Origin of the sequence: Sphingopyxis sp. (assembly GCF_019459305.1) — a bacterium.
Taxonomy (GTDB): domain Bacteria; phylum Pseudomonadota; class Alphaproteobacteria; order Sphingomonadales; family Sphingomonadaceae; genus Sphingopyxis.
In genome coordinates, this window is record NZ_JAIBES010000125.1 from 22,138 (window position 1) to 44,191 (window position 22,054).

21 protein-coding genes and 2 tRNA genes are annotated in these 22,054 nt (G+C 62.7%); 16 read left to right on the top strand and 7 right to left on the bottom strand.

Annotated features, from left to right (window positions below; genetic code table 11):
• Nucleotides 1-25: 25 nt before the first annotated feature.
• Together K0M74_RS14450 and K0M74_RS14455 are read left to right on the top strand one after the other, a co-directional pair.
• Entirely contained in the window at nucleotides 26-322 is a 297-nt protein-coding gene (locus tag K0M74_RS14450; RefSeq protein ID WP_293973815.1) for an Hpt domain-containing protein, read from the top strand.
• A gap of 173 nt (nucleotides 323-495) precedes the next feature.
• Entirely contained in the window at nucleotides 496-1,794 is a 1,299-nt protein-coding gene (locus tag K0M74_RS14455) for a tetratricopeptide repeat protein (RefSeq protein WP_293973818.1), read from the top strand.
• Nucleotides 1,795-1,877: 83 nt separating this feature from the next.
• On the opposite strand, the gene K0M74_RS14460 is transcribed toward K0M74_RS14455, so the two are convergent.
• Entirely contained in the window at nucleotides 1,878-2,351 is a 474-nt protein-coding gene (locus K0M74_RS14460) for an Lrp/AsnC family transcriptional regulator (RefSeq protein ID WP_293973821.1), read from the bottom strand.
• Between the two features lie 169 nt (nucleotides 2,352-2,520).
• Between K0M74_RS14460 and K0M74_RS14465 the strand changes: the two genes are divergently transcribed.
• From K0M74_RS14465 to K0M74_RS14480, 4 genes are all read left to right on the top strand, one after another.
• A complete protein-coding gene (locus K0M74_RS14465) occupies nucleotides 2,521-4,185 on the top strand; it encodes a histidine kinase dimerization/phospho-acceptor domain-containing protein (RefSeq protein ID WP_293973824.1) in 1,665 nt (554 codons plus the stop codon).
• A 5-nt stretch (nucleotides 4,186-4,190) separates the two neighbouring features.
• Nucleotides 4,191-5,240: a polysaccharide deacetylase family protein gene (locus K0M74_RS14470; RefSeq protein WP_293973826.1), complete on the top strand. Its 1,050-nt coding sequence runs from the start codon at nucleotides 4,191-4,193 to the stop codon at nucleotides 5,238-5,240.
• A gap of 55 nt (nucleotides 5,241-5,295) precedes the next feature.
• Nucleotides 5,296-5,371 (top strand) — tRNA-Ile (locus tag K0M74_RS14475).
• 57 nt (nucleotides 5,372-5,428) lie between these two features.
• Nucleotides 5,429-6,904: a M20 family peptidase gene (locus K0M74_RS14480; RefSeq protein ID WP_293973828.1), complete on the top strand. Its 1,476-nt coding sequence runs from the start codon at nucleotides 5,429-5,431 to the stop codon at nucleotides 6,902-6,904.
• A 28-nt stretch (nucleotides 6,905-6,932) separates the two neighbouring features.
• Here K0M74_RS14480 and K0M74_RS14485 read toward each other — a convergent pair.
• Both K0M74_RS14485 and K0M74_RS14490 read right to left on the bottom strand, forming a co-directional pair.
• A tRNA-Pro gene (locus K0M74_RS14485) sits at nucleotides 6,933-7,009 on the bottom strand.
• Nucleotides 7,010-7,024: 15 nt separating this feature from the next.
• Entirely contained in the window at nucleotides 7,025-7,366 is a 342-nt protein-coding gene (locus tag K0M74_RS14490; RefSeq protein ID WP_293973830.1) for a hypothetical protein, read from the bottom strand.
• A gap of 413 nt (nucleotides 7,367-7,779) precedes the next feature.
• On the opposite strand from K0M74_RS14490, the gene ettA reads away from it, so the two are divergent.
• From ettA to K0M74_RS14505, 3 genes are all read left to right on the top strand, one after another.
• Nucleotides 7,780-9,459: an energy-dependent translational throttle protein EttA gene (ettA, locus tag K0M74_RS14495; RefSeq protein ID WP_293973833.1), complete on the top strand. Its 1,680-nt coding sequence runs from the start codon at nucleotides 7,780-7,782 to the stop codon at nucleotides 9,457-9,459.
• A 4-nt stretch (nucleotides 9,460-9,463) separates the two neighbouring features.
• Nucleotides 9,464-9,910: a PaaI family thioesterase gene (locus K0M74_RS14500; RefSeq protein ID WP_293973836.1), complete on the top strand. Its 447-nt coding sequence runs from the start codon at nucleotides 9,464-9,466 to the stop codon at nucleotides 9,908-9,910.
• Nucleotides 9,911-9,983: 73 nt separating this feature from the next.
• Nucleotides 9,984-10,289, top strand: a complete 306-nt coding sequence (locus K0M74_RS14505; RefSeq protein WP_293973839.1) for a hypothetical protein — start codon at nucleotides 9,984-9,986, stop codon at nucleotides 10,287-10,289.
• 11 nt (nucleotides 10,290-10,300) lie between these two features.
• Here K0M74_RS14505 and K0M74_RS14510 read toward each other — a convergent pair whose 3' ends face one another.
• Complete coding sequence (locus tag K0M74_RS14510; protein ID WP_293973842.1) at nucleotides 10,301-10,879, bottom strand: hypothetical protein; 579 nt, start codon at nucleotides 10,877-10,879, stop codon at nucleotides 10,301-10,303.
• Nucleotides 10,880-10,893: 14 nt separating this feature from the next.
• Nucleotides 10,894-11,535, bottom strand: coding sequence for a carbonic anhydrase (locus K0M74_RS14515; RefSeq protein WP_293973845.1), 642 nt, complete (start codon nucleotides 11,533-11,535; stop codon nucleotides 10,894-10,896).
• Nucleotides 11,536-11,597: 62 nt separating this feature from the next.
• Here K0M74_RS14515 and lipA point away from each other — a divergent pair, with 62 nt between their 5' ends.
• Complete coding sequence (lipA, locus tag K0M74_RS14520; RefSeq protein WP_293973848.1) at nucleotides 11,598-12,533, top strand: lipoyl synthase; 936 nt, start codon at nucleotides 11,598-11,600, stop codon at nucleotides 12,531-12,533.
• A gap of 8 nt (nucleotides 12,534-12,541) precedes the next feature.
• Nucleotides 12,542-13,021 (top strand): type II toxin-antitoxin system RatA family toxin, encoded by a 480-nt coding sequence (locus tag K0M74_RS14525; RefSeq protein WP_293973851.1) that lies wholly within the window; start codon nucleotides 12,542-12,544, stop codon nucleotides 13,019-13,021.
• Here the strand turns inward: K0M74_RS14525 and K0M74_RS14530 are convergent.
• Both K0M74_RS14530 and K0M74_RS14535 read right to left on the bottom strand, forming a co-directional pair.
• Nucleotides 12,964-13,521, bottom strand: a complete 558-nt coding sequence (locus K0M74_RS14530; protein ID WP_293973905.1) for a CinA family protein — start codon at nucleotides 13,519-13,521, stop codon at nucleotides 12,964-12,966. The two genes, K0M74_RS14525 and K0M74_RS14530, sit on opposite strands and share 58 nt — an antisense overlap.
• Nucleotides 13,522-13,523: 2 nt before the next feature.
• The gene (locus K0M74_RS14535) at nucleotides 13,524-14,702 is read right to left on the bottom strand and encodes a bifunctional 2-C-methyl-D-erythritol 4-phosphate cytidylyltransferase/2-C-methyl-D-erythritol 2,4-cyclodiphosphate synthase (RefSeq protein ID WP_293973854.1); all 1,179 of its coding nucleotides are present in this window, start codon (nucleotides 14,700-14,702) and stop codon (nucleotides 13,524-13,526) included.
• Nucleotides 14,703-14,797: 95 nt separating this feature from the next.
• Between K0M74_RS14535 and dusB the strand changes: the two genes are divergently transcribed.
• The 5 genes from dusB to K0M74_RS14560 all read left to right on the top strand — a co-directional run bounded on the left by dusB (nucleotide 14,798) and on the right by K0M74_RS14560 (nucleotide 22,044).
• Nucleotides 14,798-15,796 (top strand): tRNA dihydrouridine synthase DusB, encoded by a 999-nt coding sequence (gene dusB / locus K0M74_RS14540; RefSeq protein ID WP_293973857.1) that lies wholly within the window; start codon nucleotides 14,798-14,800, stop codon nucleotides 15,794-15,796.
• Complete coding sequence (locus K0M74_RS14545) at nucleotides 15,793-16,884, top strand: ATP-binding protein (RefSeq protein ID WP_293973860.1); 1,092 nt, start codon at nucleotides 15,793-15,795, stop codon at nucleotides 16,882-16,884. Before dusB ends, K0M74_RS14545 begins: the two co-directional genes overlap by 4 nt.
• A complete protein-coding gene (locus tag K0M74_RS14550) occupies nucleotides 16,881-18,290 on the top strand; it encodes a sigma-54 dependent transcriptional regulator (protein ID WP_293973863.1) in 1,410 nt (469 codons plus the stop codon). The genes K0M74_RS14545 and K0M74_RS14550 overlap by 4 nt, the downstream gene beginning before the upstream one ends.
• 93 nt (nucleotides 18,291-18,383) lie before the next feature.
• The gene (locus tag K0M74_RS14555) at nucleotides 18,384-20,675 is read left to right on the top strand and encodes an ATP-binding protein (protein WP_293973865.1); all 2,292 of its coding nucleotides are present in this window, start codon (nucleotides 18,384-18,386) and stop codon (nucleotides 20,673-20,675) included.
• Nucleotides 20,665-22,044, top strand: coding sequence for a sigma-54 dependent transcriptional regulator (locus K0M74_RS14560; protein WP_293973867.1), 1,380 nt, complete (start codon nucleotides 20,665-20,667; stop codon nucleotides 22,042-22,044). Before K0M74_RS14555 ends, K0M74_RS14560 begins: the two co-directional genes overlap by 11 nt.
• Nucleotides 22,045-22,054: the final 10 nt, after the last annotated feature.

Consider the following 22,054-nt stretch of genomic DNA (forward strand, 5'->3'; position numbering starts at 1 on the left):
AACCACGGCCTGCCAAGCCTGTGGAATGTCATTCGATAGTGGCCCTCTTGACCGTTACCTGAGCGCCGCGATCGGCGACGATCCGGCGATTGCGCTGGACCTGCGAACGGTCTTTACCGGCAGCGCGCGCGACCTGGCCGACCTGATGCGCCGCGCCCGCTGCGACGCCAATTGGGAGGTTGCCGCCCTGCGCCTTAAAGGGCTTTCGGCGACCTTTGGCATCATTTCGCTGATCGATCTTGCCGAGCAGGCCATGGCGGGTGCGCCGGGCGATCCGCTGGTGCTGCGCCAGATCAACGCGGCGATCGACGACCTCGCCTGAGCCGCGATCGGGGTTCAATCCCCGTTCAGCCGCTTGCTTCCAATAATTATCGCAACGGGCCGTCTTGCCTTGGCAACGCGACGGGTTTAGCCGCGTTATGAACGCGCGCCGGAACCCTGTTTGCGTTGCCAGTTTTCTTTAGGCTAGCCGGCCGATTCTGAGGAGAGATTTCGATGTTCACCCGTTTCCGCTCGATGCCCGTAACGGCCATGGCCGCTGTGCTGGGCTGCGCGCTGATGACGACCGCCACCCCGGCCGCCGCGCAGAAAAAAGAAAAGCCGAAGAAGGAAGAAGCAGCCAAGGGCAAGGGCCTGACCGCGAGCAAAGGGTTCGCGCCGGCGCTGAAAAAAATGACTGATGCCACGACCGCGAAAGACGCCGCGACCTTGCAGGCGGCACTGAGCGAGGGCCAGTCGAGTGCGACGACCCCTGATGACAAGTATCTGATCGGCTTCTATCAGTTGCAGCTGGGCATTCTGAACAAGGATCAGGCGCTGCAGGGACAGGGGCTCGATGTGATGATCGAGTCGGGTCTGACCCCGGCTGAGAATATCGGTGTCTACAATTTCTACTCGGGCAACTTCGCCTATGGCGCGAAAAATTACCAGAAGGCAATCCAGCGGCTCGAGGCCGCAAAGGCTGCCGGCTCAACCGAAGCTGCGCTCGCGCCAATGTTGATGGACAGTTACCTGAATGCGGGGCAGGTCGACAAGGGCTGGGAGATCGCCCAGGCCGGGATCACCGCGGCTCGCGCTGCGGGTACCAAGCCGTCGGAAGAATTATTCGTCCGTCCTGCGCAGGCGTTCCAAAAAGCCAACCGGACCAACGAGATGCTTGATGTGTTGACCATGCGCGTGCAGGATTATCCGACCCCGGCGACATGGCGCAACACGCTGTACATTCTGCTGCAGCAGTCGGGCGGCGACAAGGAACTGAACCTTGATATTCTGCGCCTGATGCGCGCCACCAATTCGATGACGCAGCGTCCCGAATATCTTGAATATGCTGGCTTGGCGACCGAGGCTGGCTATCCCAGCGAAGTCGTGGCGCTGATCAAGCATGGCCAGAATAGCGGCGCGATACCCAAAACAGATACGCATTTTGGCGGCATCCTGGAATCGCAGACGCCGCGCGCGGCGAGCGATGCGGCGGCAGTCGCCGCAGATGCCTCCAAGCCCGCCACGCTAAGCAATCCCAAGGCGGCGCGTGCTACTGCCGATGCGCTGGTCGGCGCCGGTAACGCGGTCAAGGCAATCCCGCTTTATGAAGCAGCGCTGGCGGCCAATCCTACCGATCCGGTGATTCAATATCGTCTGGGCGTAGCGCAGGCGCTGGCGGGACAAACCGATGCCGCCGTCGCCAGCTTTGCCAAGGTTCAGGGTAACCGTCAGCGTTTGGCGCAGCTGTGGACGGTTCGCGCCAAGGCGGGCGCGACCCCTGCTTCGGCCCCGGCACCCGCTCCCGTCGGCTGAAGGCTCTGCCCTCCAAATCGTATTAAAAGGGCGCCCTTCAACTGAGAAGGGCGCCCTTTTAACTCGCCGCCGTTTGGCGGTGATCAGGTTTCGACCGGGATTCCCGCAAGCTGCTTGGCGGTGCGGATCGTCAACGATGTCTTGACGCTTGTCACATTGGGCGCTGATGTTAGATGGGCCGTCAGAAATGACTGGAAGCTCTGCAGGTCGCGCGCGACAACCTTGAGCAGGAAATCGATCTCTCCGTTCAACATGTAGCATTCACGCACTTCGGCCAGGCCGCCGACATAATCTTCGAACGCTTTCAAATCCGCTTCAGCCTGACTGCGCAGACTGACCATTGCAAAGACGGTAATGCCATAGCCCAGCTTCGCTGCGTCGAGGTCGGCGTGATAGGATCGGATGACCCCCGATTCCTCCAGCGCGCGCACGCGGCGCAGGCAGGGCGGAGCGGTGAGGCCGACCATTTGCGCCAGTTCCACATTCGTCATTCGGCCATTTTTTTGTAGCTCGCCCAATATCTGGAGGTCGATCTGATCGAATTTCTGACTCGCCATCGTTGAAACATCCGCTTTCCAAAACTGCGATGACCATAATATTATTTCAGCCGATTGCAATTGTCCCACAATGTGACGTGGCCGGTGAAGGCACTTTCATGACCGAACGATTCACGCTAGCCGGTAATCTTACGATAACCAACGATAGAAGGTGTGGGGCTGGCTTCGCGTGACTGCTGACTCGATGATCGCGACCATCCTGCGTCAGGCGCCTACGGAGCGACGCGCCAGTATCGCGGCGTGGCGCCAGCTTTCCGATATTCTGGCTCAGCGCGGCAATCAACTGGGTGACGACGATATTCGTCGTAGTCTGCATGCGCTAGCGGTTTTGCGACCCCGTGTTCCCGAAGCGGTGCGCCGCGATTGCGCGCGGGCGATTGCCAAACATGGCCGATTTGCGCCGCTGGTCGCACTCTATGCCAATGACGTTCCTGCGGTTGCGGCGATCATGCTACGCAGCGCGCAACTGTCGGAGGCGGACTGGCTGGCGATGCTACCCGTGACCAGCGCAATGGCACGATCAGTGCTGGCGGGGCGGACGGACCTGCCGCATGGGATATATCGCGCGCTGGCCAGCCTTGGCAGCGCGTCTGTCGCTTTACCACAGCCTGCCGTGGCGGCCGAAGCGGCCCCGGCGTCCGTCGTGTCGTTTCACGCGGCGCCCGATGCCGCGATTGAAAACGGCACCAGCCAGATCAGCGAACTTGTTCGCCGGATCGACAAATATCAGGCGACCCGTGGCCAGCCTGCCACGCCTGCGGCTGCGGCGGCGCACCAACAGCGATCGGCGTTTCTGTTCGAGACCGGACCCGACGGCGTCATTCAATGGGTCGACGGCGTCACGCGCGGCGCCGTGATCGGCCTGTCGATCGCGGAGGCGGCGTTTGGCGGCGAACCCGGCACCGATGGGGTCGCCGCAGGCGCTTTTCGCCAGCGGGCAGAAATCCTCAATGCGCGCATGATGCTGGAAGGAACCCCAGCCGACGCCGGTGAGTGGCGTATTTCGGCGCTGCCGTGGTTCGATCCTGCGACGGGGCAGTTTCGCGGTTATCGCGGCAGTGCGCGCCGTCCAAACCGTAGCGAGACGCCCTATGGTCGGCCCGTCGCCGCGGATTCGGGCGATTCGATTCGCCAGCTGATCCACGAACTGCGCAGCCCGCTCAATGCGATTTCGGGCTTTGCGCAGATCGTCGCCGGGCAGATGTTCGGCCCGGTCAGTCAAAGCTATCGCACTATGGCCGACACGATCGTTGCCGACGCGCTATCGGTACAAACGATCATCGATGACCTGGAAACCGCAGCGAGGAGTAACGCCATCTCTGCAATTGATCCGTCGCCGGGTGAAATCGTCGATATGGGCGCGGTCGTGACGCAGGTTGAAAGCGATCTTGCCTCCTTGTTGTCCGAACAGCGCGTCGATCTCAGCATCTCGCGCGTTGGCGGGCCGTTTCTGGGGCTGGCCAACGACGCCAACGCGCGGCGCATGGTCGGCCGCTTGCTGACCGCGCTGATAGATGTATCCGAAACGGGGGCAATTCTTGTTGGACAGCTCGTCACCGAATCGCCGCACGACGACATGCTTCAACTGCGGATCGTTCGTCCCGCGACGATTCGTTTCGCCACCGCATCTGACCTTCTCGACCCCGGCTTCAGCCCCGAGGGCGAAGCGCCGGGGGCTGCGGTGCTCAGTCTCGGCTTTTCATTGCGCCTCGTCGACAGCCTTGCCCGCGCGGCGGGTGGACGGCTCGACATCGGGCATAACGCCTTGACCTTGCACCTGCGCTCAGCCAACTCGAGGGCCGAAGCCGGGCTGGAGGCCCAGCAAGGCGAATAGCCACGGTGGCTGCGGGAGCGAAGGGAAGCGTGGTGCAGCCTGCGGGGAATTTCTTTGCGGATCCGGCGCGATCCGACCTGGTGGAACTTGCAGCGGACGAGCGACCACGCTTCTGGGTCACGATCGACACTGAAGAGGATTTCGACTGGACGGCGCCCTTTGCGCGTACCGGTTACGGCCTCGCGTCAGTCCCCGCGCTCGCCGACTGTCAGGGCTATTTCGAACGCGCGGACGTGAGGCCGATCTATCTGGTCGATTGGCCAATTGTCGCTGACGATCGTGCGGTTGAAATTCTCGGCGCAGCACAGACGCGCGGCGACTGCGAGATCGGGGCGCAGCTTCACCCATGGGTCACGCCACCGCACGACGAAGACGTCAGCGCGCGCAACAGCTACACGGGCAACCTGCCACCCGATCTGCAACGCGCAAAGATGACGGCGCTGCGGGACGCGATCAGCGCGCGCTTCGCCATGACGCCGATTGTCTATCGCGCCGGGCGTTATGGGCTTGGCGCCGATACCGCTACGATTCTCGTCGAACTCGGCTTCCGCTGCGATACGTCGGTACGTTCGGGCTTCGATTATCGCGCCGGTCACGGCCCCGACTATCGCAGCGCCTCCCTGCATCCATGGTGGATCCGTACGAAGGCAGGGGCTGTACTGGAGATGCCGGTGACGACCGTGTTCGGCGGCCTGCTCGGCTGCGCGGGGCGGCATATCTATCACTGCCTGGCACGCAACGGCACGCACGTCGGCGCGGCGCTAGCGCGGCTTGGCATGGTCGAGCGGATCGCGCTGACGCCTGAAGGGATCCCGGCCGAACGCGCCTGCAAAGCGATCGACCTCGCCGTCGATCTGCGCCTGCCCGTCCTTAACTTCTCTTTCCATTCGCCGTCGCTTCAGCCCGGCAATACGCCCTACGTGCGCACGCAGGCCGATCTCGACCTTTTCTATCGTTGGTGGGATGTGGTGCTGAACCATCTGGCGCAGCGCGGGGTCGAGCCGACCACGGCGGCCCAGATCCTGACGATGGCAGAGCGCAAGGCGCCCGCCTGAGCCTTGGCACTTGCCAACGCGCCGCGCCCTCCGCTATCGCCGCATTTCCCTACGGGGGCCTGTAGCTCAATGGTTAGAGCTGGCCGCTCATAACGGCTAGGTTGCGGGTTCGAGTCCTGCCGGGCCCACCATTTTCCTTGCAAATCGAAACCGATCACAGTCCACTGCTCCGAAAGCAGGAGAGGGATATGGGAAAGCGGCGGACGATGTTGTTGGGCGGGCTGGCTGTCATTGCCATCGTGGCGGGAACGGTTGCGCTGCGCACGGCAAGCTTTAAGCCCACGGACATCGCCGATGGCACCGATATCCGGTTGGCCGCGGCTCCCCCTTATAATCTCAGTACCGCGGTCGCGAACCTGAGCGCGGCGGCGCAGATCCGCACCATCTCGCATCAGGACCCGGCCGACGACGACGTCGCCGAATGGGACCGCTTGCACGGCTGGCTTGCGGCGACCTATCCAGCCACCCACCGCGCGATGACGCGCACCATCCTGCCGAACCGAACGCTGATCTATCACTGGACGGGCAGCGACGCTTCGCTGGCACCCATCATCGTCATGGCGCATCAGGACGTCGTACCGGTCACTGAAGGGACCGAGGGCGACTGGAAATATCCCCCCTTCGCCGGGACCATCGCCGAACAGGCTGTCTGGGGCCGCGGCACCGTTGACGATAAGGGATCGCTTGTCGGCTTGTTCGAAGCTTTGGAAGCGCTCGCGGGGCAGGGCTTCCAGCCAAAGAGAGGGATTTATCTCGTCTCCGGGCATGACGAAGAGGTCGGCGGATCGGGCGCCGCCGCGGCCGCGGCAAAATTGAAATCCGAGGGGGTGCGCGCCCTGTTTACCCTTGACGAGGGTAGCGTGGTCCTGCGCGACACCCCGATCATCAACGGCCCCGCGATCCTGATCGGGGTGGCCGAAAAGGGCTATGCGACGCTGAAGGTCACGGCCAACGCCTCCGGGGGGCACAGCTCGATGCCGCCGGCTGAAACTGCGGTGACGACGCTGGCGAGCGCGGTGCTGGCGATCATCGAAAATCCCTTTCCGATGGAAATGCGCGGACCGGGTGCGGCGATGGTCGAATCGCTTGCCGCGCACAAGGGCGGCACGACCAAGATGGCGGTGGCCAACCAATGGCTGTTCGCCCCCGTGCTGAAACGTCAGCTTGGTGCTTCGCCGTCCTCGGCGGCGGCGTTCCACACCACCATCGCCCCGACGATGCTGGAGGGAAGCCCGAAGGAGAATGTCCTGCCACAATCGGCGTTCGCGCTGATCAACTATCGCATCGCGCCGTGGAACACGTCGGCTGACGTCATGGCGCGGGCCAAGGCGGCGGTGGGCGACGCACCGGTGGAGTTCAGCTGGGTCAAACCGCCGAACGATCCATCGCGCATTTCATCGACGAGTTCGCAAGGCTGGAAATATGTTGTTGCCGCGGCGCGTACCGACGCCCCCGATGCGGTCGTTGCGCCCTTCCTGGTGGTGGGTGCGACCGATAGCCGCAGCATGGTGCCGATTTCAGAGGATGTGTACCGATTCATGCCGATGCATTTCTCGCTCAAGGAAACTGCGATGATCCATGGCACCAATGAACATATGACGATCGATAGCTTCAGACGCATGATCGATTTCTATGCGCGGCTGATCGCGACGTCCGCCGCTTAAACGCGGCTGCGATAATCTGGGAAGACAGTGGTCGGGGAGACAGGATTCGAACCTGCGACATCCTGCTCCCAAAGCAGGCGCGCTACCGGGCTGCGCTACTCCCCGACTACTGGGGGCGCCTTAGACAGGGGAATGGCGCAAGTCTATCCCGCCAGTGCAAAAGGCAAAGAAAAAGGCGGCCTTCCCGAAGGAAGACCGCCCGTTTCTCGTTTCAGTCAACGCCCCGAAGGGCTGTGACTTACTTAGCTTCTTCAGCCGGAGCGGCCGGAGCAGCAGCGGCGTCAGCCGGAGCAGCAGCGGTGGCAGCAGCGTCGGCCGGAGCAGCAGCTTCGGCACCAGCGGCAGCAGCTTCGGCACCAGCAGCAGCGGCGTCGGCGCCAGCAGCAGCGGCGTCAGCGCCTTCTTCAGCAACAGCTTCAGCGGCCGGGGCTTCCGTGGTGGCTTCTTCAGCAGCCTTTTCACCGCAAGCGGTGAGGGCGAACATGCTGGCAGCAGCAGCGATAGCAGCAAATTTCTTCATGATGTGTGGGCTCCCTAAAATGCCTTACCGCGATGGGGAAACTTCCCGTCCCGCGAGCGGCGGGATTTAGCCGTTCCGTATGGATCGTCAACAAAAATAATTGAGATGTCCCGCGCTGGCGGAAAACTGTCATTCCTGCGCAACAAATCGGTCGATACGCTATCGACAAGAATCGCAGAATTTTGCTTTTGGTCGCGTCACATGACTTTGATGATCGTCTTTGACAGATTGGAACCGACTGGCGCAGCAGCGAGCGAGAGGCGTCGATTGCCAAGTTCGCCCCCATTCGCTAACCGGCCCACGATTCATTCTCTTTCGGTCGCGCGCGCGACCCAGTCCAAATCCGGAGCATTCCATGGCCGCCCAATATAGTTTCGTGATGAAGGGTCTGAACAAGACCTATCCCGGCGCGCAAAAGCCGACGCTTAAGGATCTGAGCCTGCAATTCTACCCCGATGCCAAGATCGGCATCGTCGGCCCGAATGGTACCGGTAAATCGACGCTGATGAAGATCATGGCGGGCATCGACACCGAATTCACCGGCGAAGCCTGGGCGGGTGATGGGATCACCGTCGGCTATCTGGCGCAGGAACCCGAGCTCGACCCGACCAAAACGGTTAAGGAAAATGTCATGGACGGCGTCCGCGGCGTCGCCGACATGATGGACCGCTTCAACGAGATCAGCACGCTGATGGCTGACCCGCCCGCCGACGCCGATTTCGACGCGCTGATGGAGGAAATGGGGACGCTGCAGGAAAAGATCGATGCGGTCGACGGCTGGACGCTCGACAACCAGCTAGAGATCGCAATGGAAGCCTTGCGCTGCCCGCCGGGCGATATGGGTGTCCAGAGCCTGTCGGGCGGCGAAAAACGCCGCATCGCGCTCACCCGCCTGCTGCTTGAAAAGCCGTCGATCCTACTGCTTGACGAACCGACCAACCACCTCGACGCCGAAAGCGTAGCGTGGCTCGAAAAGCATCTCGTTGATTATCCGGGCAACGTCATCCTCGTCACCCACGATCGCTATTTCCTCGACAATGTCGTGAACTGGATCCTCGAACTCGATCGCGGTCGCTATTTTGTCTATGAGGGCAATTATTCGACCTATCTGGAAAAGAAGGGCAAGCGCCTCGAGCAGGAATCGCGCGAGGACGCGGGTCGCCAGAAAGCGATCAAGGACGAGCTTGAGTGGATCCGACAGAGTCCCAAGGCGCGTCAGGCAAAATCGAAAGCGCGAATTAAGAGCTTTGATCAACTGGTCGAGGCGCAGGAAAAGCGCATCCCCGGCAAAGCGCAGATCGTCATCCAGGTGCCGCAGCGCCTCGGCGGCAAGGTCATCGAGGTCGAGAATATCTCGAAGGCCTACGGCGACAAGCTGCTCTTTGAAGACCTGTCCTTCTCGCTGCCGCCGGGCGGCATCGTCGGGGTGATCGGCCCCAACGGTGCAGGTAAGTCGACCTTGTTCAAGCTGATCACCGGTCAGGAAACCCCCGACAGCGGCAAGGTCGTGATTGGCGACACCGTCCACCTCGGCTTCGTCGATCAGAGCCGCGATGACCTAAAGCCCGACAATAATGTCTGGCAGGAAATCTCGGGCGGCGCCGAGATGATGAACATCGGCAAGCACGAGATGCAGACGCGCGCCTATGTCGGTGCTTTCAACTTCAAGGGCGTCGACCAGCAGAAAAAGGTAGGCCAGCTGTCGGGCGGTGAACGCAACCGCGTCCATATGGCAAAGATGCTGAAACAGGGCGGCAACGTCTTGCTGCTCGACGAACCGACCAACGATCTCGACACTGAAACGCTGGCGGCGCTCGAAGAAGCGCTCGAAAATTTCGCGGGCTGCGCCGTGGTCATCAGCCATGACCGCTTCTTCCTCGATCGCCTCGCGACGCATATCCTGGCGTTCGAGGGCGACAGTCATGTCGAATGGTTCGAAGGCAATTTCGAATCTTATGAAGAGGACAAGATCCGCCGCCTCGGCGACGATGCGACGCGTCCGCATGCGACATCATACAAGAAGCTGACGCGTTGACCTGATGGCGGGGGAGGCGGTTCCGATTACGTCGAGCGCGATCCGTTTGGATGCGGACGCGCTCAACGCTTTCATGGCTGAAGCCTTCCCCCACTCGGTGCTCGGCTCTAGCGGCACTGTCGTATCGGCGGTACCCGGGCATATCCAGGCGCGGATGGACCCGAAAGAAAACGCTTTGCGTCCCGGTGGGCTGATCTCCGGCCCGACGCAGATGGGCTTCGCCGATATGGCGGCCTATGCGCTGGTCCTCGCGCATATCGGCCCCGTGGCGATGGCGGTGACGAGCGCGCTCAATTACCAGTTTCTTCGCCCATGCCGCCCGGGGCCGCTGTTCGCCGACGCCCATATGTTGCGCCTCGGGAAACGGCTCGCGGTGATGGACGTGCGGATATGGACCGATGATCCTGACAAGCCGGTCGGGCAGGCGAATGTGACCTACGCGATTCCCTGATCCATCGCGTCGACGCGTATTTTCCTTCGCTTCGTGCTGTGTTATGCCAGCAACACAATTGGGGAGGAGCATCATGCGAATTGCTCTTGTTGCCGCTGCCTTGCTGTCAGCCGCCGTGCTACCTGTTGAGGCCCAGATGCGGACCGATCCCGCCGTTGTCGCCGAACAAAAGGCCGCGATTGCAAAACTAGCGAAGCTGCATGGGGTCCCGAACGGGGCGACGATCAAATATGTGGCGACAATCGCCGACGGCAAAAGGACCGAGGTCGGCAGCTATGTCGGGCCTGGCATGCCGCCGGTCGAGTTCGCCAAGCTGGAGGTGGCGCGGATCGGCGACACCGATTGGCCCGCTACGGGGTTCGTTACCGCCAAACTCTGACCTGCCACGAATCAGGCCGGCGGCACTTCCCACAATAACAATTTGGTGGCGTGAACATCTTCGCGCGCCTTGGCAGCGTCGAGGCGTTCCATCTTGATGCTGCCTTTCAAGGCGCCCATTTCGATCATCGCGCCGATCACGACGATCCCGCCCGCGCCGACATCGATGTCAAATTCGGCAGGATGCGCCAGCTTGGCCTTGGCGGCTGCAATATGCAGGCGATGTTGCCCCGGTTCAACATCGGCCATCAGCATCTGGCCCGACTTGATCTGGCCTTGTCCCTTGCCGTCGAGCGTCACGTTCATGCCTTGCAGCGCGGCGACGAAGCCGCGGCGCGTCACATAGATGCGTGCCTTGCCCGCCGGCGCCTGCATCGTGCGCGCGTCGGCGATCGCCGCCGTATCGGCCTTGGCGCCGCTTTTGTTGCTCGAAAGCGCCCAGAAACAAAAGATAACGATACCGCCGATCAGCAGCACTGCCAGGATGAGCAAGGTTCCCGGCGACAGGATGCTGGCCAACGACGGCCCCAAAAATGCGCCTACCACCGCCGCCACAAAAATCAGGGTCAGCCACATCGCATTCTTGCTCATATCGCGTCTCCTGTTCAGGCGGCGGGTTCAAACTCTCCCATCGCTTCGTCCAATAGGTGCAGCACGCCGTCGCTGATTGCGAAAAAGGCGCCGCGCAGCCGCAGCGTTCCGCGCCGCTCCTTTTCCTGGATGCACGGAAAGGTGCGCAGATTGTCGATGCTGACGCGCACGGCCGCCATTTCCATCGCGCGACCAGCGTCGCGGTTGTCGATGTCAGCATGATCGCGCCGCACTTGTTCGCTGGCGTCGTCTAGCATCGCGATCCAATCGGCGATAAAGCCGCCGCGACCTGGCTCGGCGCCGGCCATCGAGCGGTGCAGGGCGGCGTGACAGCCGCCGCACAGGCCATGCCCCATCACGACGATTTCCTCGACCCGCAGGAACTGGACCGCGAATTCGAGCGCCGCCGACACGCCGTGGCGGCCCGGGGTCGTTTCGAACGGGGGCACCAGCGCCGCGACGTTGCGGACGACAAAGATTTCGCCGGGGTTTGTGTCGAAAATCTGCGACGGTTCGACGCGGCTGTCGGAGCAGGCGATCACCATCACCTTGGGCGCCTGGCCCTCGGCCAGTCCCTCCCAACGCTCGCGCTGTTCTTGCCAGCCGCCGTTACGGAAACGACGATAACCGTCGATCATTTCTGCAAAGTGAGTCATGCACGCGCCTTAGCATAGCTAGGGAGGTTGAGAAGAGGCGCGTGCGCGACTATGTGGGCGAAATGAACGCTCCCGCACAGCCCGCTTCGACGCCCAGCCAGCGCACCCGCAAGCCCGACTGGATTCGCGTCAAGGCGCCAACCAGCCCCGGCTATGCCGAAACGCGCAAGCTGATGCGCGAATTGAACCTCAACACCGTGTGCGAAGAGGCGGCGTGTCCGAACATCGGCGAATGCTGGACCAAGAAGCACGCGACGGTGATGATCCTCGGCGACACCTGCACCCGCGCCTGCGCCTTTTGCAACGTGAAGACCGGCATGCCGCGCGCGGTCGACCTGCTCGAGCCCGAACATACCGCTATTGCAGCGGCGAAGATGGGGCTCAGCCATATCGTCATCACTTCGGTCGACCGCGATGACCTGCCCGACGGCGGCGCGAGCCAGTTCGTCAAGGTGATCAACGCGCTGCGCCGCGAGACGCCGCAGACGACGATCGAAATCCTGACTCCCGATTTCCGCAACAAGCCCGAAAGCGCGATTGCAGCGATCGTCGATGCGCGCCCCGACGTCTATAATCACAATCTCGAAACGGTGCCGCGGCTCTATCCGACCATCCGCCCCGGTGCGCGCTATTATGCGTCGCTGCGCCTGCTCGAAAGCGTCAAGCGCCGCGATCCGTCGATCTTCACCAAATCGGGGATCATGCTCGGGCTTGGCGAGCAGAGGATGGAAGTGCATCAGGTGATGGACGATATGCGCAGCGCCGACATCGATTTCATGACGATGGGTCAGTATCTGCAACCGACGCCGAAGCATGCCAAGGTGATCGACTTCGTGACGCCACAGGCGTTCGACGCCTATGCGCAAATCGCGCGCGCCAAAGGTTTCTTGCAAGTCGCTTCGTCGCCGCTGACGCGCTCGAGCTATCACGCTGGCGACGATTTCGAACGGATGCGCGCGGCGCGCGAGGCGCAGTTGGCGCGCGCCAACGCCGGCTGACCCCGCACTTGCCAAGGCACCACGAAACCCGCGTCCTGCCCTATAGTGACGAGCAGATGTTCGCGCTCGTCACGGACATCGAGCGTTATCCCGAATTCCTGCCTTGGGTCATCGCGCTGCGGATCCGCAGCGATAGCGAACATGAAGCGGTCGCCGACATGATCGTCGGCTTCAAAGGGCTGCGCGAAAGCTTTTCCTGCCGAGTTCACAAGGACCGCCCGCGCGCCGTGACCGTCAGCTATATCGACGGCCCGATGCGCCACCTGAGCAATGAATGGCAATTTGCGCCGGTAGAAGGCGGCGGCTGCTGCGTCGATTTCATGGTCGACTTCGCCTTCCGCAGCCGGATGTTTGAAGCGCTTGCCGGACAGATGTTCGACAAGGCGCTGCGCAAGATGATCGCGGCGTTCGAAACGCGCGCCGACGATCTTTACGGTGCGGGGAGGGCGATGTCTTCCGAGGGCCGCAGTTCGTCCCTTTCGGGCTGAAGCAGGTCGAGCGCGAACAGCGTGGCGTGATGGCGGATCGCGGCGCGATCGCCGCCTTCGAATTGCACCCGTTGGGTGAAATAATCGTCCGAATTTTGGCCGCGCAAGGCGCGTGCGAACACGACCAGCCCGACTGGCTTTTTCTCCGATCCGCCGCCGGGGCCGGCGATACCGGTGATCGCGACCGCGATATCGGCGTCGCTGTTGGCAAGCGCGCCGGTGGCCATCGCCCACGCCGTGGCCAGCGACACTTCGCCAAAGGTTTCAAGGATTTCGCTGCTGACGTCGAGCTGGCTTTGCTTTGCATGGCCCGAATAAGTGATGAACCCCGCCGAGAACACGTCAGAACTGCCCGCGATGTCGGTCAGCGCGGCGCTGACCATGCCGCCAGTGCAGCTTTCGGCGACCGCGATCTTGCGACCCGCGGCGCGATTGTTGGCGAGCACGCTGGTCGCCAGCGTATTGCGCACGGCAAACCGCGTTTCATCGTCAGGCAGCACGGTCAATTCTCCGGAAGTTGCAAAGTCGCGACAGCCTGCGCAGCGATCCCCTCGCGGCGACCGGTGAACCCTAGCCGCTCTGTCGTTGTAGCCTTCACACTAACCCGGTCGAGCGGAATCGCAAGGATTTCAGCGATCCGGGCGCGCATCGCGCTGCGGTGCGGGCCGATTTTCGGCACCTCGGCAATGATCGTCAGGTCCACATGGTCGATCCGACCGCCGCGTTCGACTACGCGGTTTGCGGCAAATTCCAGGAAGCGATGCGATGCGGCGCCGCGCCATTGCGGGTCGCTGGGCGGGAAATGGTCGCCGATATCGCCATCGCCCAGCGCGCCGAGGATCGCATCGGTCAGCGCATGAAGCCCGACGTCAGCATCGCTGTGGCCTTCAAGTCCATGACTATGCGAGATTTCTATGCCGCCGATCCAGAGCGGTTTGTCGGCAACGAGGCGGTGAACATCATAGCCCATGCCGACCGTGGTGCGTGTCATTGTCTCGATCCCCAGCAAGCCGTTCAGGATCGCCATATCTTCGGCATAAGTCAGTTTGTGGAGCCGCGCGTCGCCCGGCACCGATGCCACCGCCACGCCCGAGCGGCGGACGAGTTGCGCATCGTCGGTTGCGGTTGCGTCGGTCGCGCCGGCGTGGGCGCGGCGCAATGTTCCAATTCGGAACGCTTGGGGAGTCTGGACACGTGCCAGCGCGGTCCGGTCGACGACCTCGCCCGCGGCACCCCCAGTTTGCACGACCAGCGTATCGGGGACGGGCAGGGTGGGGATAACAGCTTTGGCAACGTTCAGTGCGGCGAGCAGTCGGTCGATGACTTCGATCGTCACCCCCGGCCGCGCGGCGTCGTGAACCAGGACCGGCACGGCGTCGTCGCGGTCGGCCAGCGCTATCAGCGCGTTGGTTACCGATTGCTGCCGTTCGGCCCCGGGATTGGCAGAAATCCAACCATCTGGCAGCGGTCCGAGCGCCGCCATGACGTCATCATTGGCCACCAGCACCCCGCCAGCAATCGCCGGGTGGGCGGCAAAGGCGTTGAGGCTCCAGCGCAGCACCGGCTTGCCGCCCAGCGTTGCCAGCTGCTTGGGTACGGCAAAACCGGCCCGGCTGCCCTGACCGCCCGCGAGCAATATGACCATCGCGCGCGGCGTGGTGGGGGGAGCGGACTCGGTCATCGTGCGCGCCGGTTAGCGCAGCCACGGCTTGCGGGAAAGCGGCTTAGCGTGTACGGGCTGCTCAAATTTTAGGCAATCAGACGAAAGCTCCCGCCATGGCGCCGCTGCGGCCCATCCAGATCGGCAACGTTACCATCGCGGATCCCGTGATCCTCGCGCCGATGACGGGCGTCACCGACATGCCGTTCCGCACCTTGGTGCGCCGCTATGGCTCGGGGCTCAACGTCACCGAGATGATCGCCAGCCAGGCGGCGATCCGCGAAACGCGCCAGTCGATCCAGAAAGCGGCGTGGCACCCGGTGGAGGAGCCGGTGTCGATGCAGCTCGTCGGCTGCACGCCTTATGAAATGGGCGAAGCGGCGAAGCTCAACGAAGATCGCGGCGCCGCGATCATCGACATCAATATGGGCTGTCCGGTGCGCAAGGTGACCAGCGGCGATGCCGGATCGGCGTTGATGCGCGACCTGAAGCTGGCCGCGGCGCTAATCGCAGCCTGCGTCAAGGCCGTGTCGGTGCCGGTGACGGTCAAGATGCGCATGGGCTGGTGCCACGACAGCCTGAACGCCCCTGAATTAGCGCATATCGCCGAGGATCTGGGCGCCAAACTAGTGACGGTCCACGGCCGTACCCGCAACCAAATGTATCGCGGTGAGGCCGATTGGAGTTTCATTCGCAAGGTCAAGGACGCGGTGTCGATCCCGGTGATCGCCAATGGCGACATTTGCTCCGCCGACGACGCGCGCACGGCGCTCGCGCAGAGCGGTGCCGACGGCGTCATGATCGGACGCGGTGCCTATGGCCGCCCGTGGTTGCTGGGGCAGGTGATGGCGGCGCTGCGCGGGGAGGGCAATCGGCCCGATCCCGGCATCGACGAACAATATGAGGTCATTACATCGCATTACCGCGCAATGATCGACCATTATGGCGAGATTACCGGGGTCAATATGGCGCGCAAGCATCTCGGCTGGTACGTCAAGGGGCTGCATGGATCGGCCGAGTTTCGCAACATGGTGAACCAGATCCTGAGCAGCCGCGACGTGCTTGACGCGCTCGAACGCTTTTACGCCCCGTTCCTGAGCAAGGCTGCGGCGTGAGCGCGCTCACATCGAGCATCCCGACCTTCGACCATGACGAGCTGATTCATTCGCACCCTGTTCCGACGCTGTTGATCGACAAGGGCGCCGTAGTGCTGTTCGTCAACGCCGCCGCCGAGCAGATGTGCAATATGAGCCGGTCGGCAATCATCGGGCGCGTCGTCTATGACGTCATCGACATGGACCGCAGCTATCGCCAGCGGATGAGCGACGCCGCGACGTCGGCGCTATTCGCGCACCGGGCCGAGATTTCGGTCGGCGGGCGCAAGACGATCTTCGTCGATATGCAGATGGTCCCCTACGGCCAAAACGGCCACCGCATCCTCGCGCTGATCCCCGCGCAAAGCGACGCCGAGTTGATGGGCGGCGCGATCGGGCGATCGGGGCGCGCAGCTGGCGGAGCCGCATCGATGCTAGCGCATGAAATCAAGAACCCGCTTGCGGGGATCAAGGGCGCGGCGCAGCTCTTGGCGCGCAAGACCGATGCCAGCGGTGAACGCTTCACGACGCTGATCTGCGCCGAGGTCGACCGGATCGCGACGCTGATCGACCAAATGGAGCATTTCTCCCGCGGCCAGCCGATCGCATGTGCGCCGATCAACCTGTATCAACCGATCCATCAAGCGATGGAAACCGCCCGCGCGCGCCAGTTTCCGGGTGTGCGCTTTGCCGAAGATTTCGACCCGTCGCTGCCGCTCGTGCAAGGCAACCATGACGCCATGGTGCAGATATTGCTGAACCTTGTGACCAACGGCTGCGAGGCGCTTGGCGGGCGGGATGACGGCGTCGTGCGGCTGGCGACCGCTTATCGCCACGGACTCTCGATCGACAATGGCGACGGACGGGGGCGGATTGCGCTGCCGATCGAGGTCAGCGTCAGCGACAATGGTCCCGGTGTTCCTGCCGACATTCGTGGCGACCTGTTCGACCCGTTCGTAACGACCAAGCGCGAGGGGCGGGGGCTCGGTCTCGCGCTCGTTGCCAAGCTGGCGCGCGACATGGGCGGGACCGTCCAACATATGCGCGACGGCGAATGGACCCGCTTTCGCGTGCATCTGCCGGTGGCGCAAAAGGGGCGCGGGGCATGAGCAATCACAAGACGATCCTGCTGGTCGAGGACGATCCTGCCATCGCGATGATCATCCGCGAGACGCTCGTTGGCGAATGCGGTCATTTCGCGTCGGTCGGCAGCATCGCCGAACGCAACGCGTGGCTTAAGGACCATCGCCCCGACCTGATCATCACCGATGTCGTGCTGCCCGACGGCGACGGTATCGATTCGCTGCGTGTAGATGTCGGAACGCCGGTGATCGTGCTGTCGGCGCAAAACACGCTCGATACCGCGGTGCGCGCGACGGGGATCGGCAGCTACGACTATCTGCCCAAGCCGTTCGATCTCGACGAACTGACCGCGAGCGTTCGCGCTGCGTTGCAGCGCCCCGCCGAGCCAATGACCGGCACAGATCCGGCGCAAGCGGACAGCCACGGGCTGGTCGGTCGTGCGCCCGCGATGCAGGCGGTGTATCGTACGATCGCGCGGCTCGCCTCGAACGACCTCGCGGTGCTGATCCTCGGCGAATCGGGGACCGGCAAGGAAGTTGTGGCGCGCGCGATCCATGCAACGGGGCTGCGCCGGGCTGGTCCCTTCGTTGCGATCAACATGGCCGCGATCCCGCGCGAGTTGATCGAGGCCGAGCTGTTTGGCCATGAAAAAGGCGCCTTCACCGGCGCGCACAGCCGCAATGCGGGGCGTTTCGAGCAGGCGGCGGGCGGCACCTTGTTCCTTGATGAGATCGGCGACATGCCGCTGGAAGCGCAGACCCGGTTGCTGCGTGTGCTGCAAAGCAACGAATATTCGACCGTTGGCGGCAATCAGGCGCTGCGCGCCGACGTCCGCGTGATCGCCGCGACCCATCGCGACATGCGAACCTTGGTCGCAGATGGGCGTTTCCGCGAGGATCTCTTCTACCGGCTCAACGTCATTCCGGTAACGCTGCCGCCGCTGCGCGACCGGCGCAGCGACATTGCTGCGCTGGTGCGCCATTTCGTCGATGCGGGGCGTGCTTCGGGGCTGCCCGACCGCCAGTTCGCGCCTGCCGCGATGCAGTGGCTCGAACGCTATGATTGGCCCGGGAATGTCCGCGAGCTTGGAAACGTCGTCCAGCGTCTGGCAGTGCTTTCGCGCGATACCGTCGTGACCGTGCGCGATGTGGAAACGGTGCTGCACTACAATGGCGAAGGCGGCGGCGCGGCGGCGCCGGCCGACCTGATCGCGCGCGCGGTCGATGATTGGGTGCGCGAGCAGATGGCCAGTGACGCGCCTGAGGGCGAACTCCACGGCCAGCTCGAAGCGATCGTCGAGGCAGCGCTATTTCGCCGCGTCCTGCGCGATGTGCGCGGCAATCAGCTGGAGGCGGCGCGGCGGCTCGGGATCAATCGCAACACGTTGCGCAAGCGGCTCGGGCAGCTGGATATCGATCCCACGCATCCTTGAGCGAAGGAAACGAACTCATATTTGAGGCTTTCTAGCGGCCAAAGCGCAGTTTGTGTGTTTTCTATGCAACAGGTTTGTCGTAGCATAGCAACAATGGCGCACGCGGCTCCCCTGACTCACGATATCGACCCAGCCGCGCCGGACGTACGCTCGGGCTTCTGGCGCTTCGCGGTCCCCGAATATTACACGCTGGCACTGGTCATCAGCGTCGGCATCGCGACCTATGTCTTTGTCACGGGCGATGCGCAGAGCGAGCGACTACTTACCCCTGCGCTCGTCGCTGCGATCATGGTCGCCAATCTGGTACCGGCGATGGCGCTGATCGTGCTGATCGGCAGCCGCGTCGCGCGCGCCCGGGCGGTACGATCGATGGAGGGCGGCAACGGCCGCCTGCATGTGCGACTGGTAGCATTGTTTTCTTTGATTGCGGCCGCGCCGACGTTGCTCGTGGTGATTTTTGCATCACTGCTGTTCCAGTTCGGCGTCGATTTCTGGTTTTCTGACCGGTCGCGCGGAATGTTCGAGAATGCGGCCAATCTGGCGGAGGGTTATTATCAGGAGAACCAGCGCGAAGTTGGGGCCAACACGGCGAAAATGGCGGAAGATCTTGGCAATCTCCTGACTCGCGTATCGATCTCTGATCCCGATTTTTCGAACTATTATTTTCAGCAGGTTGTGGTGCGAAGCCTGAACGAGTCAGCGATTATCGAGATCGGGAAAGATGGTCTGGCACGCACCGCGGCGGCCGTCAGTCCCGACAACCGGGTTGCTGAGAGTCGATTGACACCGACGATGAGAAGCAGGCTCGCGGCAGGGGAAGATGTTGTTGTCGTTCGGCAGTCGGACCGCGTGGAAGCAGCAGCGCGACTTCCTGGGCGAGATGGCGCCTATGTTTATGCATCGCGCGATGCGAATGTGCCAGGTTTCCAGCAGTCCGAGCGGGCCAGCACGGTGCTCGCTGACTATAATGGCCTGTTCCAACGCTCGCAGCTTTTACAGTTACAATTTAACGGCGCACTATATTTGGGATCGCTATTGCTGCTCGCGCTCGCCGTGATTGCGGCAATCGTCGTCGCCGACCGCATCGTCCGCCCGCTCGGGACACTGATCGGCGCGACGCGCACCGCGGCGGGGGGCGACCTGTCGGTGCGCGTGACGCCGCCGGTTCGCGATGACGAAATCTCGGTGCTCACCCGCGCCTTCAACCGGATGACTGAGCAGCTGGAGGGGCAGACCGGCGCGCTCGTCAGCGTCAACGAACAGCTCGAAGCGCGGCGCAGCTTTATTGAAGCGGTGCTCAGCGGCGTGTCCTCGGCAGTGATTTCGGTAGACGCCGATCACCGCATCCAGCTCGCCAACGCGGCCGCCGAGCGGCTGATCTGCCAGTCGGCTGACTGCCTGACCGGTCGCCCCTTGGCGGACGTCGCGCCCGAACTCGCCCAGCTGCTGATTGGGGACGAGCGCGAGGCGATCGTCCAACTCGCGCGTGTAAACGCCGAACCCGCGACGTTGGCCGCTAAAGCTGTTGCGCAGGGCGATGGCTTTGTCCTCAGTTTTGAGGATATTACGCAGCAATTGCTCGATCAGCGCCGCGCCGCTTGGTCCGATGTCGCGCGGCGCATCGCGCATGAGATCAAGAACCCATTGACCCCGATCCAGCTCGCCGCCGAGCGCCTCCAGCGTCGCTTTGGTGACAAGATCGAGGGCGACAGCGCAACGTTCAAAAAGCTGACCGACACCGTGATCCGCCAGGTTCACGACTTGCGCCGGATGGTCGACGAATTTTCTAGCTTTGCCCGCATGCCCAAACCGACCTTTGGGGTGGAGGATGTCCGCGATATCCTGCGCCAAGCGGTATTCCTGTTCGAGGTTGCCAAGCCCGATATCGTCTTTGTGATAAAAACCCCCGACGAAATCGAGCCGCTCGTCTGCGATCGACGCCTGTTGTCTCAGGCCATGACAAATATCGTAAAAAACGCGGTGGAAGCGATTGAAGAAAAAGCAAAAAATTCGGATTCAACGCCTATCGGGCATATCGATGCCGAGCTGGCCGGCGGGCCGCACGGCGAAATCCTGATCCGTGTTGCCGACGACGGGATCGGCTTGCCACAGGCGCGCGACACCATCGCCGAACCCTATATGACGACGCGGCAGGGCGGCACCGGGCTGGGCCTCGCGATCGTAAAAAAGATCGTCGAGCAGCATTACGGCGAACTGGAATTTTCGGACAATCCGGCGGGGCAGGGGACGTGCGTGACGCTGACGCTCCATCCCGACCGACTGCAGGGTTTGGCAGGGAAGGGCGAAGAAACAAGCATGGGGTACGCAGAATCGGTTCCGGGGCGGATCCGCAACCGGCAGGACAGAGAAGAACATGGCGCTTGATATTTTGATCGTCGACGACGAACGCGACATTTGCGACCTCGTCGCCGGCGTCATGGAAGACGAAGGTTATGAGGCGCGCATTGCCTCCGACAGCGATTCCGCGCTCGAAGCGATCCGCCAGCGGCGGCCGTCGCTCGCGCTGATCGACGTTTGGTTGCAGGGATCGCGGCTCGATGGGCTGGGACTTGTCGAGGCTATCAAGGCGTTCGACCCGACGCTGCCGATCATCGTCATCTCAGGCCACGGCGGGCTCGATACTGCGGTCGCAGCGATCCGGCGCGGTGCCTATGATTTCATCGAAAAGCCGTTCGAGGCATCGCGCTTGCTCCATCTGGTGGCGCGCGCGACCGAAAGCGAACGGCTGAAGTTCGAATATGAGCAACTGCGCGAAAAAGCGGGGCCGTCAGATGAACTGACCGGGACCAGTGCGTCGATCAACAATGTCCGTGCGACACTGAAGCGCGTGGCGGGAACGGGCAGTCGGGTGCTGATCACCGGTGCCGCAGGGGTCGGCAAGGAAGTTGCCGCGCGCGTGCTGCACGGATGGAGCGGGCGCCAAAATGCGCCGTTTCGCGTTATTTCGTCGGCGCGCATGGACCCGGAGACGGTCGAAACTGAATTGTTCGGGTCGGAAACCGACGACGGCGCGATCCGCGTCGGGCTGCTCGAGCAAGCGCACGGCGGCACCTTGTTCCTCGATGAGGTCGCCGACATGCCGCTGACGACGCAGGGCAAGATCCTTCGCGTGCTGACCGATCAGAGCTTTACGCGTGTCGGAGGCCGCACGATGATCCGCGTCGATGTGCGGATCATTTCGGGCTCGGCGCGCGACCTGACGACCGAAATTGCCGAAAGCCGGTTTCGCGAGGATCTTTATTACCGGCTTAATGTCGTGCCGGTGCATATTCCCCCGCTGCGCGAGCGTCGCGACGACATCGCCAGCCTGTGCGACCATTATATCCGCCGCTACGCCGCCGATCGCCGTGTGCCTCCGCCCGAAATCAGTTCGGAAGCGATGGCGGCCTTGCAGGCGCATGAGTGGCCGGGCAACGTCCGCGAGCTGCGTAACGTGATCGAGCGCGTGATGATATTGGCGCCGAGCGACCGGCTGTCGCGGATCGATGCCGATATGCTGCCGAGCGAACTCGTGCGCGGTGGTACCGATATTTTGCCAAACTCGGAATCGATCACCGCAATCCCGCTGAAAGAAGCGCGCGAAAATTTCGAGCGCGAATATCTGCGAATCCAGATCAACCGGTTTTCCGGCAATATTTCGCGCACCGCGACCTTCATCGGCATGGAACGCTCGGCCCTGCACCGAAAACTGAAACTTTTGGGGCTCACCGAGAGTTCGGACGGCGAGGGTTAAAGGCTTTGCG

What these genes read in the sequence shown, in the direction of transcription:
- lipA (WP_293973848.1), top strand. Translation starts at nt 11,598, where the DNA reads ATGAACGCTCCCGCACAGCCCGCTTCGACGCCCAGCCAGCGCACCCGC.
- K0M74_RS14535 (WP_293973854.1), bottom strand. Translation starts at nt 14,702, where the DNA reads ATGACCGAGTCCGCTCCCCCCACCACGCCGCGCGCGATGGTCATATTG.
- K0M74_RS14505 (WP_293973839.1), top strand. Translation starts at nt 9,984, where the DNA reads ATGCGAATTGCTCTTGTTGCCGCTGCCTTGCTGTCAGCCGCCGTGCTA.
- K0M74_RS14560 (WP_293973867.1), top strand. Translation starts at nt 20,665, where the DNA reads ATGGCGCTTGATATTTTGATCGTCGACGACGAACGCGACATTTGCGAC.
- K0M74_RS14500 (WP_293973836.1), top strand. Translation starts at nt 9,464, where the DNA reads ATGGCGGGGGAGGCGGTTCCGATTACGTCGAGCGCGATCCGTTTGGAT.
- K0M74_RS14555 (WP_293973865.1), top strand. Translation starts at nt 18,384, where the DNA reads ATGGCGCACGCGGCTCCCCTGACTCACGATATCGACCCAGCCGCGCCG.
- K0M74_RS14510 (WP_293973842.1), bottom strand. Translation starts at nt 10,879, where the DNA reads ATGAGCAAGAATGCGATGTGGCTGACCCTGATTTTTGTGGCGGCGGTG.
- K0M74_RS14460 (WP_293973821.1), bottom strand. Translation starts at nt 2,351, where the DNA reads ATGGCGAGTCAGAAATTCGATCAGATCGACCTCCAGATATTGGGCGAG.
- K0M74_RS14515 (WP_293973845.1), bottom strand. Translation starts at nt 11,535, where the DNA reads ATGACTCACTTTGCAGAAATGATCGACGGTTATCGTCGTTTCCGTAAC.
- K0M74_RS14455 (WP_293973818.1), top strand. Translation starts at nt 496, where the DNA reads ATGTTCACCCGTTTCCGCTCGATGCCCGTAACGGCCATGGCCGCTGTG.
- K0M74_RS14480 (WP_293973828.1), top strand. Translation starts at nt 5,429, where the DNA reads ATGGGAAAGCGGCGGACGATGTTGTTGGGCGGGCTGGCTGTCATTGCC.
- K0M74_RS14450 (WP_293973815.1), top strand. Translation starts at nt 26, where the DNA reads ATGTCATTCGATAGTGGCCCTCTTGACCGTTACCTGAGCGCCGCGATC.
- dusB (WP_293973857.1), top strand. Translation starts at nt 14,798, where the DNA reads ATGGCGCCGCTGCGGCCCATCCAGATCGGCAACGTTACCATCGCGGAT.
- K0M74_RS14550 (WP_293973863.1), top strand. Translation starts at nt 16,881, where the DNA reads ATGAGCAATCACAAGACGATCCTGCTGGTCGAGGACGATCCTGCCATC.
- ettA (WP_293973833.1), top strand. Translation starts at nt 7,780, where the DNA reads ATGGCCGCCCAATATAGTTTCGTGATGAAGGGTCTGAACAAGACCTAT.